This window comes from Enterobacter cloacae complex sp. S2, from assembly GCF_015159675.1.
GTDB lineage: Bacteria > Pseudomonadota > Gammaproteobacteria > Enterobacterales > Enterobacteriaceae > Enterobacter > Enterobacter intestinihominis.
The window spans coordinates 34,281-52,309 of record NZ_JADDTS010000020.1 but is presented as its reverse complement, the minus strand read 5'-3'; the positions used below and the strand labels follow the sequence as shown (position 1 = coordinate 52,309).

At 49.1% G+C, this 18,029-nt stretch carries 13 protein-coding genes, 1 tRNA gene and 1 pseudogene; 8 read left to right on the top strand and 7 right to left on the bottom strand.

Annotated elements, in window-relative coordinates; all coding sequences use genetic code 11:
- Nucleotides 1-42: 42 nt before the first annotated feature.
- Nucleotides 43-357 carry a lipoprotein gene (locus IPZ49_RS11535; RefSeq protein ID WP_003862457.1) on the bottom strand — a complete coding sequence of 105 codons (315 nt, stop codon included), beginning with the start codon at nucleotides 355-357 and terminating at the stop codon, nucleotides 43-45.
- 175 nt (nucleotides 358-532) lie between these two features.
- On the opposite strand from IPZ49_RS11535, the gene IPZ49_RS11530 reads away from it, so the two are divergent.
- From IPZ49_RS11530 to IPZ49_RS11520, 3 genes are all read left to right on the top strand, one after another.
- Nucleotides 533-1,165 (top strand): response regulator transcription factor, encoded by a 633-nt coding sequence (locus IPZ49_RS11530; protein ID WP_003862456.1) that lies wholly within the window; start codon nucleotides 533-535, stop codon nucleotides 1,163-1,165.
- The gene (locus IPZ49_RS11525; protein ID WP_063146822.1) at nucleotides 1,162-2,946 is read left to right on the top strand and encodes a hybrid sensor histidine kinase/response regulator; all 1,785 of its coding nucleotides are present in this window, start codon (nucleotides 1,162-1,164) and stop codon (nucleotides 2,944-2,946) included. The genes IPZ49_RS11530 and IPZ49_RS11525 overlap by 4 nt, the downstream gene beginning before the upstream one ends.
- Before the next feature lie 533 nt (nucleotides 2,947-3,479).
- Nucleotides 3,480-4,622 (top strand): Fic family protein, encoded by a 1,143-nt coding sequence (locus IPZ49_RS11520; RefSeq protein WP_047057490.1) that lies wholly within the window; start codon nucleotides 3,480-3,482, stop codon nucleotides 4,620-4,622.
- Nucleotides 4,623-4,736: 114 nt separating this feature from the next.
- On the opposite strand, the gene IPZ49_RS11515 is transcribed toward IPZ49_RS11520, so the two are convergent.
- Together IPZ49_RS11515 and IPZ49_RS11510 are read right to left on the bottom strand one after the other, a co-directional pair.
- Nucleotides 4,737-8,057, bottom strand: a complete 3,321-nt coding sequence (locus IPZ49_RS11515; RefSeq protein ID WP_063146823.1) for a hypothetical protein — start codon at nucleotides 8,055-8,057, stop codon at nucleotides 4,737-4,739.
- A gap of 17 nt (nucleotides 8,058-8,074) precedes the next feature.
- The gene (locus tag IPZ49_RS11510; RefSeq protein ID WP_223863115.1) at nucleotides 8,075-8,407 is read right to left on the bottom strand and encodes a hypothetical protein; all 333 of its coding nucleotides are present in this window, start codon (nucleotides 8,405-8,407) and stop codon (nucleotides 8,075-8,077) included.
- A 369-nt stretch (nucleotides 8,408-8,776) separates the two neighbouring features.
- Here IPZ49_RS11510 and IPZ49_RS23120 point away from each other — a divergent pair.
- Both IPZ49_RS23120 and IPZ49_RS11500 read left to right on the top strand, forming a co-directional pair.
- Nucleotides 8,777-9,187, top strand: a pseudogene (locus tag IPZ49_RS23120) (hypothetical protein).
- 43 nt (nucleotides 9,188-9,230) lie between these two features.
- Entirely contained in the window at nucleotides 9,231-9,425 is a 195-nt protein-coding gene (locus tag IPZ49_RS11500) for a helix-turn-helix domain-containing protein (protein ID WP_226870056.1), read from the top strand.
- Between the two features lie 386 nt (nucleotides 9,426-9,811).
- Here IPZ49_RS11500 and IPZ49_RS11495 read toward each other — a convergent pair.
- Together IPZ49_RS11495 and IPZ49_RS11490 are read right to left on the bottom strand one after the other, a co-directional pair.
- Nucleotides 9,812-9,887: transfer RNA gene (locus IPZ49_RS11495), tRNA-Phe, on the bottom strand.
- Between the two features lie 95 nt (nucleotides 9,888-9,982).
- Nucleotides 9,983-10,696 carry a DUF554 domain-containing protein gene (locus IPZ49_RS11490; RefSeq protein WP_003862452.1) on the bottom strand — a complete coding sequence of 238 codons (714 nt, stop codon included), beginning with the start codon at nucleotides 10,694-10,696 and terminating at the stop codon, nucleotides 9,983-9,985.
- Nucleotides 10,697-10,877: 181 nt separating this feature from the next.
- Between IPZ49_RS11490 and IPZ49_RS11485 the strand changes: the two genes are divergently transcribed.
- Entirely contained in the window at nucleotides 10,878-13,013 is a 2,136-nt protein-coding gene (locus IPZ49_RS11485; protein ID WP_063146845.1) for an ornithine decarboxylase, read from the top strand.
- A gap of 99 nt (nucleotides 13,014-13,112) precedes the next feature.
- On the opposite strand, the gene IPZ49_RS11480 is transcribed toward IPZ49_RS11485, so the two are convergent.
- Together IPZ49_RS11480 and IPZ49_RS11475 are read right to left on the bottom strand one after the other, a co-directional pair.
- Entirely contained in the window at nucleotides 13,113-13,805 is a 693-nt protein-coding gene (locus IPZ49_RS11480; protein WP_022649373.1) for a response regulator, read from the bottom strand.
- Entirely contained in the window at nucleotides 13,795-15,432 is a 1,638-nt protein-coding gene (locus IPZ49_RS11475) for a sensor histidine kinase (RefSeq protein ID WP_022649372.1), read from the bottom strand. Before IPZ49_RS11475 ends, IPZ49_RS11480 begins: the two co-directional genes overlap by 11 nt.
- Nucleotides 15,433-15,777: 345 nt before the next feature.
- Between IPZ49_RS11475 and IPZ49_RS11470 the strand changes: the two genes are divergently transcribed.
- Both IPZ49_RS11470 and IPZ49_RS11465 read left to right on the top strand, forming a co-directional pair.
- Nucleotides 15,778-17,139 carry a 2-hydroxycarboxylate transporter family protein gene (locus IPZ49_RS11470; protein WP_022649371.1) on the top strand — a complete coding sequence of 454 codons (1,362 nt, stop codon included), beginning with the start codon at nucleotides 15,778-15,780 and terminating at the stop codon, nucleotides 17,137-17,139.
- A gap of 17 nt (nucleotides 17,140-17,156) precedes the next feature.
- Nucleotides 17,157-18,020: a fumarylacetoacetate hydrolase family protein gene (locus IPZ49_RS11465; protein WP_015571851.1), complete on the top strand. Its 864-nt coding sequence runs from the start codon at nucleotides 17,157-17,159 to the stop codon at nucleotides 18,018-18,020.
- Nucleotides 18,021-18,029: the final 9 nt, after the last annotated feature.

Here is an 18,029-nt window from a genome sequence, read left to right as displayed (position 1 = left end):
GTAAAAGGCGTTATTTATGTACGCCTTTTGATGCGGCGTTAATTATTTATGTGTGACAACAGGTGTACAGGTTGGCGCGCTTAGCGTCGGTGCGGATCCTAAAATCCCCGGCATCATCATTGATGAACAATCGAAAATACGCCCTTTTTCTGTCGTGGCGCGATAAGACAGTTTTTGTCCTCCCAGTGCGTCCGGCTGGGCGCCATTAACGTTGGTCACGGTTATTTCATCCGATGAGCCCAGTCCCAGCATTTTAGCGGTCTCCGCTTGCAGGAGTGGAATAGCCTGATCGGTTTTCAACGTGGAACAACCGGCTAGCATCAACGTAACGGTTAAAACGATTAGTGGTTTTTTCATAAATTATCCTTGATATCCAACCAGTTAATTTCACTGATTGTATTTATGTTTTCTTTTACCCAAATCAGCGAATAATATATTTCTCTTTCCTAATCGAAAAAACCCTCCTAAAGTAGGGTGGGTAGATAATAATTCATCTGTACTCTAAGATATGCGAAGGTAAAAGGAGGCTCCTTTGGGACAGAATTATGCGTTAGTCGTTGATGACCATCCATTGGTAGCAAGCGGCATCGCCAATTTTCTGATTACACATTGCCAGTTTAAACAGGCGTGTGTGGTGACGAATGAGGATGATTGCTACCGCCAAATTAGGGATCATGGCCCGCCACGTTTGCTGGTAATCGATTTTTGGCTCTCTTCCGGAACGGCCCTGAAATTACTCAAAGAAGTAAAACAACTTTACCCACAGGTACGACTCCTGGTGGTCAGCGGGGATGACAATAATGACATCTGGCGCAAAGTTAATGCCGCCGGGGGCCACGGTTTTGTATTGAAAAGCGAGCCACCTGAGATGTTCTCGCGGGCCGTTTTCGCACTCACTGATAATCAGACCTGGTTTCCTGAGGGAAACGAAATTTCCGTTAAGGCAAATAATGAGAAGTTAAGTAAATTTAACTTAACGCCGCGACAAATAGACGTATTAAATATGATTATGCGCGGCCTGCCAAATAAACGAATCGCCGCGCAGCTTTCAATTTCTGAGCCCACGGTCAAAGAACACATCAGCAATATATTGAAAAAGATAGGTGTTAACAGCCGGGTCGAAGCCATCACGCTTCTGCACGGCAAGCAGGAACCGTCGGAATGAGGTTTTTCCAGAGCTTACAAAACGAAGGTATCTCTGCTCCGGCGCAGATCCGTTTGCTAAACAACACCTTTCTGCGGCTGGTATTTAGCTTTAGTGCTGTGCCCTTTGTGGGTATTCCTTTCGCCATCTGGATTTATATGCTTGGGGACGACCTCGGCCCAACGATTATCTGGATAATTATTTATCTGCTATGTGCCGTGGCGATAAGACTATTGCACCGACGCTATCAGCGTGAAGCGAAAGAAAACGGTGATAGGGACGTCCTGCGACGCTGGCTTCCGCGTATTAATAATATCGCCTTTATTCACGGGCTGGGCATTTCTTCGCTCTATTTAATTACTCCACAGACGCAGAATTTTGACTTTTTCCTGTTACTTAATATCAGCATCGCCGCTATCGTCGCCGCCAATGCGACGCATCTGACGCCGGTCATCAGCACCTTTACGCGCTTTTTCTTCGCCTCCTGGGGGGTGCTGAACCTCGGTATTATCTGGCGGCTGGATGAGTTGATGTTCATCGTGCTCATGCTGAATCTGCTTTACGGCTTCGCAATTTACCGCCATGCGTTAACTTCCCATGCGTTCTTTATTCAGCAGGCACTGCTTGAGGAAAAAAGCTCACGCCTGGCGGAACAGTTTCGTCAGGCCAAAGAGGACGCGGAGCAGGCACTGCTGGATAAAAATCAGTTTCTGACCACCGCCAGCCACGATCTGCGCCAGCCCGTACACGCTATGGGCTTTCTGATCGAAGCCATCCTCCACCGAAACCGGGACGACAGCCTGACGCCACAGCTTCTTGACCTGCAGCAGAGCGTTCGCTCGGTACATTTAATGCTTAACTCTCTGCTCGATCTCAGCAAAATAGAATCCGGGAATGTCCTCTCTGTCCCGACCAAAGTGGATATCGGTGCTCTGCTCGACTCGGTCATCACGCTGTTTCGCGAAGAGGCCAACAGCCGCGCGCTTAGGCTGTGCATCCGGCGGCCTAAACGCCGTATCTACGTGATGGGCGATTCGCTGCTGGTGCGACAGTCCCTGATTAACCTGATTCAAAACGCCCTTCGTTACACGCTCCAGGGCGGGGTGCTGGTCGCCATCCGACCGCGCGGTGACGAGTGTATGGTGGAGGTGTGGGACACGGGAGTCGGTATCGCCGATGAAGAGAAGGGCAAAATCTTCTCACCTTACTACCGCCCCGAGCTGGCATGGAAGATCGACAGCGCCGGACACGGGCTGGGACTGGCCGTAGTGGCCCGTTGTGCCAAGCTGATGAAGGTGAAATACGGGATGCAATCCATTGAAGGTAAAGGCTCACGCTTCTGGATGCGCTTCACCCAATATGCTGGCGAAGATAGCGCCCTGGATATCCCGCCCGCCGCTGACAACACCGCCACGCCGGTACGCTATGCGCCCCTGCACGGTTCCTGCCTGGTCGTCGATGACGACCCGCTGGTGACGTCTGCCTGGGAGAGCCTGATGAGCGTCTGGGGAATCGATGTACGCTGTGCGGCCTCCGCTGAAGAAGCGTTTGCCATCATCGACGACGGCTTTACGCCGTTCGCCGTGCTGTGCGACCAGCGTCTGCGATCCGGCGAAAGCGGCTTCGATATCCTGAAAGCGCTTTTTGACCGTCTGCCGGATATGAGCGGCGCGATAGTCAGTGGCGAATTTAATTCACCGGTTCTGCTGGAGGCGGAGCAGGAAGGGTATCTGGTGCTGCGCAAGCCTCTTGAGCCGGCTAATCTGCATGCGCTGCTGACGCAGTGGTCGGGGAGTCGTTAAGGGAATGCAGAAGTAGTGATTCTGGCGGGCTCAGAATGCAAAAACGGACCTCCGTGGAGGTCCGTTAATATAAATTTTGGTGCCCGGACTCGGGAACATATCCACGATTAACATGCTGTTTATTATTGGTTTTGTTGATATTTCTCGCAAACAGCGCCCCCACGAAGGCCCCATAAAAATTCACTTTGGTTTTGTGAGGGTTATCACGAAAAATCATTATTTAGCGAATTAGGCTTCGTTATGTGTGGAGTCAGGTCCACACATAACGGTCTGAGGTCCACATATAGTGGATGGAACTCCACACATAACGCCCGGAACTCCACGCATAGCGGCGCTAAAAAATCCATGCTGCATTGCGCAGGCAAACTCTATCCCCCTTCGCATTGAACATCTTTCAAACTTACATTTGATATGTTGGAATAACGGTTTTTGAGATAATTAGAAACGGTGCTCTTTCTAATCTGTGGATTATATTAATATTTTTGCTATACTTTTGAGATATCTCCATACACCAGTTGAGATAACTAAACATCATGGCTCAATTCAATCACTTTGAACTCTCCCTTCTGAACCCCAGCTTTGACTCCCCTTTGGTCGACGCGTTGACGGAGCTGGAGCTACTCCGGCACCTGCGGCTGGAAACCGACGTTCATCCTATCCTGTTTGCGCAGTTGAAGGCCGTATTCCACATGCTGGAGAGTCTTGGTTCTGCAAGAATTGAGGGAAACCACACCACGCTTGCCGACTATGTTGAAAGCAAGGTTGAAGGAACGCAGAGTTCGACGGATCAGCTCAAAGAAATCAACAATATTGAAGCCGCGATGGAGTACATCGACGGATATCTGAGCAACGGCGATGAGATAACGGAATATTTTATCCGCGAGTTGCATAGTCTGGCGGTAGCCGGATTGCAACAGGAAGGCGACAGAACGCCCGGTGCATATCGGCAACATAACGTCAGCATCGCTCAGTCTGACCATTTGCCGCCGGACCACATCCGCGTCCCTGATTATATGGCGGAACTGACCTCCTTTATTAACCGCGCCGATAAGCCAAAGTATGACTTGATGAAGATTGCGCTGGTACATCATCGTTTCGGCTGGATACATCCCTTTGGCAACGGTAATGGCAGAACGGTCAGATTGCTGACCTATGCGTTGCTTATCAAGTATGGTTTTAACGTTCAGACAGGTGGTCGGGTTCTCAATCCGACAGCCGTATTCTGTAACGATCGGGAACGCTATTACGCCATGCTTTCGTTAGCCGATAAGGGAACAGAGCAGGGGCTGGAAGAATGGTGCTTATATGTGCTTTCGGGGATCTCCTCTGAGCTGAAGAAAGTCGATCAACTGACGAACCACGCTTTCCTGAGCGAAAAGATCCTGTATCCGGCCATCGATTTTTCGTCGGAAAGAGGGTTGATAAATCCGCTGGAATCAAAGGTTCTGAAACGTGCGGTTGAACTGGGGACGATAAAAGCGGGCGATCTACGTGCTGTGTTGCCTGATCTGAAACCGACGCAGGTGACTTACCAGCTTGGTAAACTAATTGAACGGGGACTGCTCCAGCCTGTAGAAGAAGGGGCGCGTACCTATACGGCGAAATTTTCTAATTCGTATCTGATACGTGGAGTGATTAAGGTTCTGCGGGAAGAAGGGTTTATTCCTGATTTGTGATATCAAAAATATATTAGTGGATTATTTACACTTTTATATGGTTATTTTTGATGAAACATAGCAGCTATTAATATAGCTGCTATACATCTGATTTTTTTTGGGGAAAATTTAACTTTAATTAGAAGCTTCATTTGCCATAGTTGAGTTGACCCCGAGTGATTCTTTTGTTTTAACGTCATTTATTAGTTTGTTCATATAGCTAATATCAAGAAAATGGCCCTGTGCAAATGAACTGAAAATTGAAAAAATAAATGAAATAAATCCTTGAGGGTATATACGGTCATCAACAATAAGCTTAGTAAATGTTACTAAACGTTCCTCTGCGGTACGTCCATCGGAAGCATTAACGACACCTTGGCAACAAGTATTGAATAATACAATTATAGCGTTATCCAGAGATAATGGTCTTCTTTTCTTATAATGGTTGATATAAACAGAAAATAATGGCAAAGAGACAGCATGAGTAAACAATGAACATAAGCTATTAAAGTTATTAAATGGATTGGCGTGTATTTGAAATATTTTAGTCACTAAAGTGACATGTTGTTCATCATCTGAATTTGCCAATGCAATACAATCCTTGTAGCTTATATACATAGGAAGATAAGTTTCTACATGACATTGGAAATTTTTTAACCTTATAGGTAGCGGTAGATGCTCTAAGAGATGGGATGTAAACACTATCGAATTTACTATCTTTATTTCAGAGTCTAAAGACTTTGTCAGGGCACTAAAGGAGTCATCAATAATAAAATATGGTGTTTTTGTGAACAGAACATATTTCATTGTAGAATAGACAGATGCGTCTAAAAACTCTTTTACATTTAATAAAGTATCTGGCGTATCCGCTACCGGAACTGAGTGAACTTCGCAGTAGTCAACTAAGTTATTCAGGGAGTCACGAATGGATGCTGTTGAACTTTGAATGTCTTCTGCCGTTATCCTAAAAAGATGATCATCGCGCACACCGATAGATAGATAAGAAGGATTTTCAACTTCAGTTAACCAATTATCAATGCAAGTTTTAGTCTCATTTGTGATTATTAGTTTGGATCTACTTTTGCGTAATGTTATGTCTGAATGCGTTAAAGCGAAATAAATGATACCATGAATATCAGTAATAAATTGTTCTGGATGATCGACTTCACCCTCGGGTAATGATAAAGATTTATTGACTCTCTGAGAGGTTAGTAGCTTCAAAATAGATTTTACAGGTTTTCCTTTTTCAAGTTCATTAGCTTTAAGATATAAAGGCACATTCTGACAATTGATAATATGTTCTTCTCTTGATTGATGATCATATTGCGAAAATTCGTCTTTTATTTTTTGAAACATTAACTCTGGGTCTGAAGGAACTTCTATCTTTTTTATCGGGAAGTTAATGTCTGGTTTTTCAGAGACAATATTTAGTGCATATCTGAAAATAACATGATAAGGATTTAATTCTTCTATTATTTTTACTCTATCCATGACATAAACATCTTCCTCATTTATAGCTAAATTAGCAAGAAGATCTCCATATTCAGTGTGAGCAGATAATAAGGCACCTTGTTCTTTATCAGGTGTTATATCAAGAATAACTTTCTCTTCTTCCACTCCATTACGGATCAGTTTTATAGCTCTTATAACTTTATCTGGATATTGCGTGTTTAATTCATTAGCTTTTTTAGCTTGATAACCTGTTAAAGATGAAAAATGTGTTTGTAAAAGAATAGATGCAAATTTTTGTGGCGAGCTAATAAATTTCTCTGAAATTATTTTTTCTGAAAAATGAGGATCTACTTTATTTGAGATAAGTCTCAATAATGACAAGGTATGAGTATCGAAAGATGAGAAAACAGTTTTCGGTATTCTTTCTAGAATAGTAATGGCTGTAGCTGGAGCAGTTTTTAAGGTACAACGAATCAGTAGAAGCCAAGGGTATGAATTATCATCATTTTTCTTAATAGCCTCTTCTAGGGCTATTATTGCCTGAGGCCAACTGTTATATGCAATATCTATTCTGGCCTGAAGGAGCCATGTGTAGTGATCCCATAATGTTTTATCTATCCTGCTCAGGCATTCTGTTAATGTAGTTAGCTTTTCTGCACGAATAAGTGACTCAAAATAGGCTATAACTAAGCGTGACGGCCATAAATTTTCAGGTAAACGAGGTTCGAGAAGATCACAGCTCTCTTTAGCAAGATCTAACCAGAGTAGATCATCACATAAATTAACTAAGCCATTGCCGGAAAGAGATGTTTTATCTTTATGTGCTAATGGAATGAAAATAGCAAGATCTTCTTTGATTCTATTTTTATTAATGTGATCATTACTATCATTTAATAATAGTTTAGCTTTTAACGAGATAAGTTGATAGTTGAAAGGCAAGTTTTTAATATAATCATCTTGTTTTAAATCAGTATTTAGAATAAGTTGCTTTATATTTTCCTTAATATACGTTCCTTTTGCAGCGGCCTCTAATAATACAATCAGAGAGCCTGATGTTAACTCATCATCTTCTTTAATATCACGTAAAGTGAGAGGAGCTGTTTCATCGAAAGAGAATAGCATATCAACAAAGTCAGTAACAGATTGGTTAATGGCTGATATTTTATCCTTATATTTAGCTATTGTTTGAATAAGTTGATAATGATTTGCTTTAACAAGCATAACTAAATTACTTAAAGAATAAAGCAACCATTTGTTCTCTGGATATGCTTCTAAGAATGTGATTGTGTCATTTATGCAGCTAATTACTTGATCATAGACATCTTTATCCAGAGATAGTAAATCTATATTGTGATATTTTTCTGCAAGTTCCAGTACGGTAATATAATTAAGCAGAATAGAGTTTATAGGTGTTGGTACTCTTTCAACTAAGATCGTTGCAAAATTTTTTGCTGATATTTGATTTTTTACCCGGCTGGCACCTATAGATATTGCATAAAGTTCATCTACACTAACGAGAGGCTGGTTCTCATTCCAGAAATCGTTAATTTCATCTTCAGTTGCAAGGCACTGAAGATAAAACATGTGTGAGTATTTTTTCTTTGGAGACTGTGAGTATATGGCTATAGCATTTTCATGATTGTTATTTTTAAACTCTATAAGCATAATAACAGAAAAAACAACGTCTCTTAGTTTATCTGATAAATCATCTTCTTTGGCAAGAGTATACAGTTCATCAATTCCAGAGGTTAAAACATTTTCTGATGCAAGAATTGCTGTATTTAATACATCTACAAATTTTCTGGCGACAGGTGTGGCAGGTAATTTTTTTATAGCGTCTATAATGGTCTTGGCCGTGGCTATATCGCTGTTACGTATCTTTCTAAATATGTCCTCTGCAATAGGGAATAGGTTTTCGGGGGTAAGTTCTGATGGGTATGTTATTTTATTACCAAGGACAATGTCACCAGAACCGTAATGTGGAGAGCGCAATTCATTATTCATTTCTGATGACCTTACTTTTAGTTATTGATGATTTTATTACCATGCACGATATCACCGCTACCATGATGAGTACTAACATGGTTAATAGTCTGCGGTGCAGTTTTAATCTCCATTAATAGCCTCAATAACTCAGGATCGTTATCAATTCTGGTTTTTATTGCTTTTCCACTTAAATCATCATTTATGCCCAGTTGAGTAATTTTATCCGCCATTATTTGCGCAGTATTATCGTCAATCAGCCAGTTTCTAAGAGTATCTTTTAACCAGACCGCACTAATCGTTACGCCAGATTTTAATCCGTCATAAAGTAATCCCGACAAAATGGTACTTGTTAGAAAATCCATAGTCATTTCTCTTTCTCTATAGTTAATCATATAGATAACTATACATGAAGTGTATCTTCGAGTACCAGAGCCTGACCGTACAGAAAGTATGGATGAGATGAGTTCTTGCTGCTGCTAACTAAACGCGGTATCGTTTGCGAGCACCCGCAAATTCAGGTGCCGCGATTGGTCTCCTGAAGATATTCCTTACTGGCGACATATGACGCGCTTTATGTCGTTCATCCGACTACATCTCAATGGTGGGCCGGGCGGAGGCGTCGCAAAACGCGCCGGTGTCCAGTAAGGCCGGTAAGACCAACTCAGTTCGGTGCCACCACTCGTAAGGTTGGTCTCTGCGGTGGTGGTTAAAACAATCACTTATTGGAGGCTGCCATTATGGCTAAAATCCCCGCTCAAACAAATTCGTTACTTGCCGTCCCTTCAACGCTGTTACGGACTTCACCGTCCTCGCCAGCTACTGCGAAAAGTTCGCCTAAACCCTGATTGAAAGTAAAGATCTGACATTAAAAATGGCGCTTAGCGGCAGACTCAACGCTTGTCTAATGCTGCTCCAGCACACGCCGTTTGAACCTTTCCTTCCCCATCTTGTTGTAAGCCTGACCGTTGCTACCCTCTCGGCAAACGTCCCCAATTGGGCCTAAATACACAGAGCTTTGTCACCACAGCCTTGCCCTGACGCAGATGCTGGCGGAGCAGAGGTTTTCCTAAGAAACAGAGAAATTCCTTAACTGGCTGCTGTATGACCTGATCAACTACTTCGCGGCGGAAATGAAAGCCTCACGCTGACTACGTACCGCCGATGGTTAGAAGTTTATGATGGGGAGGCGGCATGATCATAATGCAACCAGACAGGTATTCCGCCGGTATTATTGCGGCACTGAAAAAGCGCGGAATGTCGCTTTCTGCCGTTTCTCGAAACTTAGGGCTGGCATCATCCACTCTGGTAAACGCGTTTACCCATAGCTTGCCCAAAGCTGAATGGCTGATCGCCGAAGCGCTAGGCGTTGTGCCAGAGCAAATCTAGCCCTTCCGTTACCGTAAGTCTGAAAATGACTAAATCGTCTCTCCCGATCTTCTAATGGCTTTGCTTTTAGACGATCGGGAGAAGACAAGCGAAACGCTGCAGTCCTGGCTCGTAAAATTCTTTTATAAAGAAAGAACCGTTTTTCCTTTCTTTACCATTGGTACTGGCATAGTTTCCCTCCTGCTCCATGCTGTTATTGATAGCGCTCAACGCTTCGCGACATGAATGAAGCGCCTGCTATCAGCGATTTGCTGTATGAAGCCGTGGGATATTACGCCGAAGCGCTATAAGCTCCGCGTTGTCTAAGAACAAAAGAGGGGAAGCATTGAACAACTGGACTAGTCAAAAAAGCAAAAACCCGCCTTTTGGGCGGGTTCTTTAAATAGTGGTGCCCGGACTCGGAATCGAACCAAGGACACGGGGATTTTCAATCCCCTGCTCTACCGACTGAGCTATCCGGGCAACGGGGCGCATTAAACCCGATCCTCCCTTCGACGTCAACGAAATTTGTTGTTTTCGTTGCAGACTGCACACTCTCTCACCATTTCGTCGCAAACTTAAGCGAAAAAGTGCGTCCAGAGCGCGGAAAGCGGCATCGCGAGCAGCAGGGCTGGGAGCATGTTCACCACTGCAAACATCTTGATGCCACAGATGCGCAGCCCTGTCGCCAGCAGCAGCAGGCCGCCGACGGCGGTAAAGTCCGCCATCATCGCAGGCGTCGTCAGCGGCAGGATCAGCGTGGCGCAGGTGGCCAGCGCCAGCTGTATAAGCAGCATCGGTACACAAATCGCCGCCACGGCGATGCCGAGGGTGGTGGCAAAGATGGTGGCAGTAAAGAAATCCAGAAACGCTTTCGCAATCAGTATGCTGGGATCGCCGGTCATCCCTTCCTGCATCGAACCGAATATCCCCGTGCCGCTGGCGCAGAACAGAATAATGATCGCAACGTAGTTCTGAATAAACGACTCGTGCGTGCCGTGCTTTGCCTTGCCCGGTCGGGCAATCAGATTTTTGGCTTTGCCTACCGCGTGATTAATGCCTTTTTCCAGATAGCAAAACTCGCCGATCAGCGCGCCGAGCAGTGTCGCCAGTACCATCACCGGCAGGTTGGCGCATTTCACCACTAAAAGGATACCAATCCCTAACGACGCCAGGCCAAAAATGGAGGGCATGGAGACGCGAATACGCTCCGGCAACCGCTGGCTTAATACTGCCCCAAGTACACCGCCCAGCAATACGGCTCCCGCATTGATAAAGGGTCCAATCACCACGTCTAACTCCTGTTATTTAAGCATTGGCATTGCATGATTATGGCACGTCCGTCCCTGATTATGCTTAGCTTTGGGAGGCGTAACGCATACTGATTCCTTCTTGCACCTGAAAATAAAAGGTGACATGATTGCGCGAATTTTCTCCTTCCTGTCTCACCGTTCGGTGAGGGTATTTGCGCTTATGAAAACCATGAAAATTGCCGTCAGCCGTGAGCTGATATCCAAAGTTTCTACGCATCGCGAAAAGGTTATGCTGGATAACACCGATTTCACCGATGTGGCGGCAGTCGTCATTACGGTTGTTGAAAGCTACAGCGGCATTCTTGCGTTGCTGAAGCGTACGGGCTTTCAGCTACCGGTATTTATGTTCTCAACAGAGCCAGGAGAGGTGCCAGAGGGTGTCACGGCGATCATCTCGGGTAAAGCACAAGAATTGCTGGAACTGGAATCTGCCGCCTGCCGGTATGAAGAGAACCTGCTGCCACCCTTTTTTGACACCCTGAGCCAGTATGTGGCGATGGGACACAGCACCTTTGCCTGTCCGGGTCACCAGCACGGCGCCTTTTTCAAAAAACATCCCGCCGGGCGGCAGTTTTACGACTTCTTCGGTGAAAACGTGTTTCGTGCCGATATGTGCAATGCCGACGTGAAGCTCGGTGATTTGCTGATCCACGAAGGTTCTGCCAAGCACGCGCAAAAGTTCGCGGCGAAAGTGTTCAACGCGGATAAAACCTACTTCGTGCTGAACGGCACGTCGGCGGCCAATAAAGTGGTGACCAATGCGCTGCTGACCCGTGGCGATCTGGTGCTGTTCGATCGTAACAACCATAAGTCCAACCATCATGGGGCGCTGATCCAGGCCGGGGCAACGCCTGTCTATCTTGAGGCAGCCCGTAATCCGTTTGGTTTTATCGGCGGGATCGATGAACACTGCTTTGATGAGGCCTGGCTGCGGGAACTGATCCGTGACGTCGCGCCGCAGAAAGCCGCCGAGGCGCGCCCGTTCCGTCTGGCGATCATTCAGCTCGGCACCTACGACGGCACGATCTACAACGCCCGTCAGGTGATCGACAAGATCGGTCACCTTTGCGACTACATCCTCTTTGACTCCGCCTGGGTCGGCTACGAGCAATTTATCCCGATGATGGCGGAAACGTCTCCGCTTCTGCTGGAACTGAACGAGAACGATCCGGGAATTTTCGTGACCCAGTCGGTCCACAAACAGCAGGCCGGGTTCTCGCAAACCTCACAGATCCATAAAAAGGATAACCATATTCGCGGTCAGTCGCGCTTCTGCCCGCACAAGCGGCTGAACAATGCGTTCATGCTGCATGCCTCCACCAGCCCGTTTTACCCGCTGTTTGCGGCGCTGGACGTGAACGCCAAGATCCACGAGGGTGAGAGCGGACGCAGGTTGTGGGCTGAGTGCGTCGAGCTGGGCATTGAAGCGCGCAAAGCCATTATCGCCAACTGCAATATGATCAAACCCTTTATCCCACCGGTGGTGGCGGGGCGGCCATGGCAGGATCACCCCACGCAGGCTATCGCCAGCGAGCGTCGCTTCTTTAGTTTTGAACCGGGTGCAAAATGGCACGGTTTTGAAGGCTATGCCCGCGAGCAGTATTTCGTCGATCCGTGCAAGCTGCTACTGACCACGCCGGGCATTGATGCGGAAACAGGGCACTATACCGATTTCGGCATTCCGGCGACCATTCTCGCCCACTACCTGCGCGAAAACGGCATTGTGCCGGAGAAGTGCGATCTCAACTCCATCCTGTTCCTGCTGACGCCAGCCGAGAGCGCGGAGAAGCTAATGCAGCTGGTGGCGATGCTGGGGCAGTTTGAACAGCATATTGAAGACGATACGCCGCTCGTGGATGTGCTGCCGACCATCTATCAGAAATACCCGGTGCGTTACCGCGACTATACGATCCGTCAGCTGTGCCAGGAGATGCACGATCTCTACGTCAGCTTTAACGTGAAGGATTTACAGAAGGCGATGTTCCGCCAGGAGAGCCTGCCTGCCGTGGTGATGAACCCGCAGGATGCCAACCAGGAGTACATTCGCGGGAACGTCGAACTGGTGCGTATTCGTGACGCCGAAGGACGCATTGCCGCCGAAGGTGCGCTGCCATACCCGCCGGGCGTGCTGTGCGTGGTACCGGGGGAAGTCTGGGGTGGAGCAGTACAGCGCTACTTCCTGGCGCTGGAAGAGGGCATTAATATGCTGCCGGGTTTCTCGCCAGAGTTGCAGGGCGTTTACAGCGAGAAGGATGCCGACGGGATCAAGCGACTGTATGGGTACGTGTTAAAGTAGGGCCCCTCACCCTAACCCTCTCCCCAAAGGGGAGAGGGGATTGCACGGAGCCGTCTTTTCACCCTCGCCCCTTTGGGGAGAGGGCCGGGGTGAGGGGAGTTAAGTCGCACTACGCCTGTACATCCTTCTCGGATGCCCAATCTTCCCGTACAGCATCTCCACCGTCAGAAAACCCACCTCCACGCAGTGTTCCAGATAGCGCCGGGTGGTGGTTTTACTCAGGCCCGTCTCGCTCACCACCTCATCCACCGTAAAGCAGTGCGCCGCCTTGTTGTTAAACAACGTTTGCACCCGCGCCAGCGTGTTCTCCTCTATCCCTTTGCTGCCGTTGTCCAGTCGATAATTTTTCGCCTGTAGCTGATAGAGTGAATCCACGTTCTGCTGGTCGACAATCTTCCAGACGCGCTGCTGTTCGGCAAACTGCACAAAACGTTCCAGCGACTGGCTCAGGCGCTTCCAGGAAACCGGCTTGAGGATGTAGTCGAACGCGCCGTTACGAATCGCCTGGCTACAGGTGTCCATATCGCTGGCGGCGGTGATGAAAATCACCGAGCAGTTGGCGCGGGTGAGCATCGGGTTGCTGATAAGGGTGATGCCTTTGCCGTCCGGCAGATAGTTATCCAGCAGCATCAGCTTCGGCTGTTTGCTCTCCAGTTGTACCTGCGCGTCGGCCAGTGACGCGGCAATCCCCACCAGCCTCAGGCGCGGATGTTTACCGATAAGCTCCGCGTGCAGTTGCGCCAGTTCGTTCTCGTCTTCAACAATCAGTACGTCGATAAGTTCATGTTGCATAGTCGGTATCTTCCAGTTCCTGTACGGGGTGCCGGACCGTTCCCGTGGCGGGAATAAACAGTGAGAAAATGGCACCGCGTGGGGTGTTATCGGCAACTTCAATTGCACCGCCAGCCTGCGTGACGTAGCTTTCAATCAGATACAGGCCAATACCGTGATCGCCGCGCGTTTTGGTAGTGATGCCGCGCTCAAAGATCCGGTCGCGGATCTCCGGTGTGATGCCGACGCCCTGGTCGGCGACTTCAATAATCAGTTCCTGCTCGTTCAACTTTATTAGCACGTCTACCGGGGCATGCGGGAGCGGGGCGCGCTGGGTCGCTTCGATGGCGTTATCCAGCAAGTTCCCGATGATCGAGACTAGTTCCGATTCGAGCAGCGGCAGGAAGGGTTTGTCCACCCGGCAGGCCGGATCGAAGCTCAGCTCAACGCCTTTTTCACGCGCGCGGGCGGCCTTTCCAAGCAGCAAACCGCACAGCGTCGGGGAGCTAAAGCGGGACGAGATAAAGTCCAGCAGCTCCTGAGCGTGTTCCGACTGCGCCTGTATGTAGCGGATCGCCTCGTCATAACGGCCCATATGCAGCAGGCCGGACAGCGTGGTCATGCGGTTCAGCTGTTCATGGCGCATGATGCGCAGGTTATCAACATAGCGCTTCACCTGGCTGAGCTGGGCGCTGAGCGAGTCGATCTCGTTGCGATCGCGAAAGGTGATCACCCAGCCCTGCAACGCATCTTCCAGCATGATCCGCACCCGGCTGGCAATGACCGTGAGATCGTTAAAGCGACAGATCTCATCGTGGGTGTCTTTCGCAAGCATGGTTTGCGCGTTAAAGAACGGGACGGGCGCGATCACCTGGCTGATGAGTTGACCCCGCAGTTCGCGGGCGGGCTGGCGTAAGCCTAATAATTTACGCGCCGCCTGGTTAATCACCTCAATGCGGAGATCGTCGTCGATGGCAATCACCCCTTCATAAATGGATTCCATCATCGCCTTTTGCTGACGCACCAGCAGGCCGATTTCGCGCGGCTCCAGAGAGAATATCTGCTTCTTGATGCTGCGGGTGAAGAACCAGGAGAAAATAAACAGGGCGATAAGCAGCAGCACGGCGGCAATCAGGATATTAACCACCTTGCTGACGGTGATGGTGTCCAGATAGCTTGTGAGATAGCCTACCGAAACAATCCCCACCACCTGCCCGGCATCATTAAAAATGGGCGCTTTGCTGCGCAGCGAAATGCCTAACCCGCCCTTGCGGATGGTGATGGTGCTTTTGCCGTGTAATACCTCATCGTTGTCTCCGCCAACCAGCGTTTTGCCTACCCGGTCGGCAAACACGGAATGGAAAAGATGCAGCCCTTTATTGTCACCAATCACAATAAAACTGGCGTCGCTGCGGGCAGCTATTTTCTGCATAAAGTCATGGATGCCCTGGATATCCTTTTGTTCGACTTCTTTTCGCAGAGAAGGAATAAGCGCAATTTCTTCGGCCTGTATTTTTGCGCGCGCGCTCATTTCCTGATAAAGCTGCCTGCCGACATCGACATAATAATATCCGCCCAGTAATGCGAACAGCACTGAGAAAAAGGCGACCAGCGAAATAAACAGCTTGATCTGAAACGATACTTTCATAACTATCACGCGAGATATCAACAGGTCGGCTGAATATATCATCTTTTAAGGCCAGGATGCCCGCTTTGCCGAAAACTTGTGATCCCTTGCACAGCGCAGCCTGTAAAAGATTTTTCCGAAAGTCTCATCCTCTTAAGGTTAAATGAATAAATGTTATTTCTTTGTTCAGTTAAGAAAAGAAACCATAAAAACCACGGCAATAAATAAGGCATAAATCACATTAAATAAAAGAAACCATTAAAACCATAGCGGCCATTAAAACTTCGCTTTTAATATGCCATTCCTCACATAAAGTAAGCCTTTGTGACTCTAAGCTGGACGCACAAAATAACTAAGGGGCTTATTATGAGCACAACTGACGATTCATTCTCTGTTACCCACGACCCGATTGATATTCAGCGGCCATCGCTCAAAGAGCGCTGGTGGCATATTATGGATACCTGGAAAATCGGCATTATTCCTCTGCCACTGTTCGTTCTGGCGGGCGCGCTGATTGCGATAGATTGCCTGGGCGGAAAACTGCCGAGCGACATCGTAGTCATGGTGGCCACGCTGGCCTTCTTCGGCTTTGCCTGCGGTGAGTTCGGCAAACGCCTGCCGATTGTCGGCAAGCTCGGCGCGGCGGCAATTTGCGCCACCTTTATCCCTTCCGCGTTGGTCTATTACGGCCTGCTGCCGGACGTGGTGGTCGAGTCCACGACCAAATTCTATAAATCCACCAATATTCTCTACCTCTATATCTGCTGCATTATTGTCGGCAGCATCATGAGCATGAACCGCACCGTGCTGATCCAGGGCTTCCTGCGCATCTTCTTCCCGATGCTGTGCGGTGAAATCGTCGGCATGATTGTCGGCATGGGCGTTGGACTGGCGCTGGGCCTCGAGCCGTTCCAGATCTTCTTCTTTATCATTCTGCCGATCATGGCGGGCGGCGTCGGGGAAGGGGCGATCCCGCTCTCTATCGGCTATGCCACCCTGCTGCACATGGATCAGGGCGTGGCGCTCGGCCGCGTGCTGCCGATGGTAATGCTCGGCGGCCTGACGGCGATCATCATCTCCGGTTGCCTCAACCAGCTCGGGAAACGCTACCCGCACCTGACCGGTGAAGGCCAGCTGATGCCTAACCGCGCCAACGCCGATGCCACCGTCTCTCAACCCGCGTTCTCCGGCAAAGCGGATGTGACCACCATCGCCTCCGGCGCGCTGCTGGCGGTGCTGCTGTACATGCTGGGCATGCTCGGCCACAAGCTGATTGGTCTGCCAGCGCCGGTGGGTATGCTGTTTATGGCGGTGCTGGTGAAGCTCTGCAATGGCGCCTCTCCGCGTCTGCTGGAGGGTTCTCAGGTGGTGTACAAATTCTTCCAGACCTCCGTGACCTACCCGATTCTCTTCGCCGTTGGAGTGGCGATTACCCCATGGCATGAACTGGTGGCGGCGTTCACCGTCAGCAACCTGCTGGTGATTATCAGCACCGTTTCCGCGCTGGTGGCAACCGGATTCTTCGTTGGCAAAAAGATTGGTATGCACCCGATTGATGTCGCCATCGTCTCCTGCTGTCAGAGCGGGCAGGGCGGTACCGGTGACGTGGCGATCCTGACCGCAGGCAACCGCATGAGCCTGATGCCATTCGCCCAGATTGCTACCCGTATCGGCGGGGCGATTAACGTCTCTGTCTCACTGCTGATTCTGGGCAACTTCCTCGTTTAAGTTTTCAGGAAAGAACAATGAAACTCGCAAGCTTTTTATACCAGGGTAAACGCAGCTACGGCATCGTTCAGGCCGAGGGCGTGATTGATTTAGGCCGCCGCCTGGGCGACCGCTATGGCGACCTTAAAGCGCTGTTGCAGGGGAACGGGCTGGCGCAGGCCACCCGTTTTCTGAACGACGCGGTGGATGTACCGCTGAACGCCATCACCTTCTTACCGGTGATTGTCCAGCCGGAAAAAATTCTCTGCGTGGGCATGAACTATGCCGACAAGCGCAAGGAGTTTGACCAGCACAACCCGGCCCCGACCCTGTTTGTCCGCTTCCCGGATTCACAGACCGGCCACAACGAGCCGGTGCTGAAGCCGCGCCACTCCAGCGAGTTCGACTACGAAGGCGAGCTGGCGGTGATCATCGGCAAAGGCGGGGAGAACATCAGCCGCGACGACGCCCTGCGCCACGTGGCGGGCTACAGCTGCTACATGGACGGCTCCGCCCGCGACTGGCAGCACACCTGGTTCACCGCCGGGAAAAACTGGCGGCAGACCGGGGCGTTCGGCCCGTGGATGGCGACGGCGGATGAGATCCCGGACCCGCACAGCCTGGCGATCCGCACCTGGCTGAACGGCCGCATGGTGCAGGAGGACAACACCAGCAGCATGATCCACAAGGTGGCGGAGCTGATCGAGTACATCAGCACCTTCACCCGTCTCAGCCCGGGCGACGTGATCATCACCGGCTCGCCTGGCGGGGTGGGTAAAAAGCGCAACCCGCCACTGTTTATGAAGGAGGGGGATCGCATTGAGGTAGAGATCGAGCATATCGGTCATCTGAGCAACGTGATCGTGGAAGCGCCAGCCGTCGGGCTCGCGGCAGCACACTGAGTAAGGCGG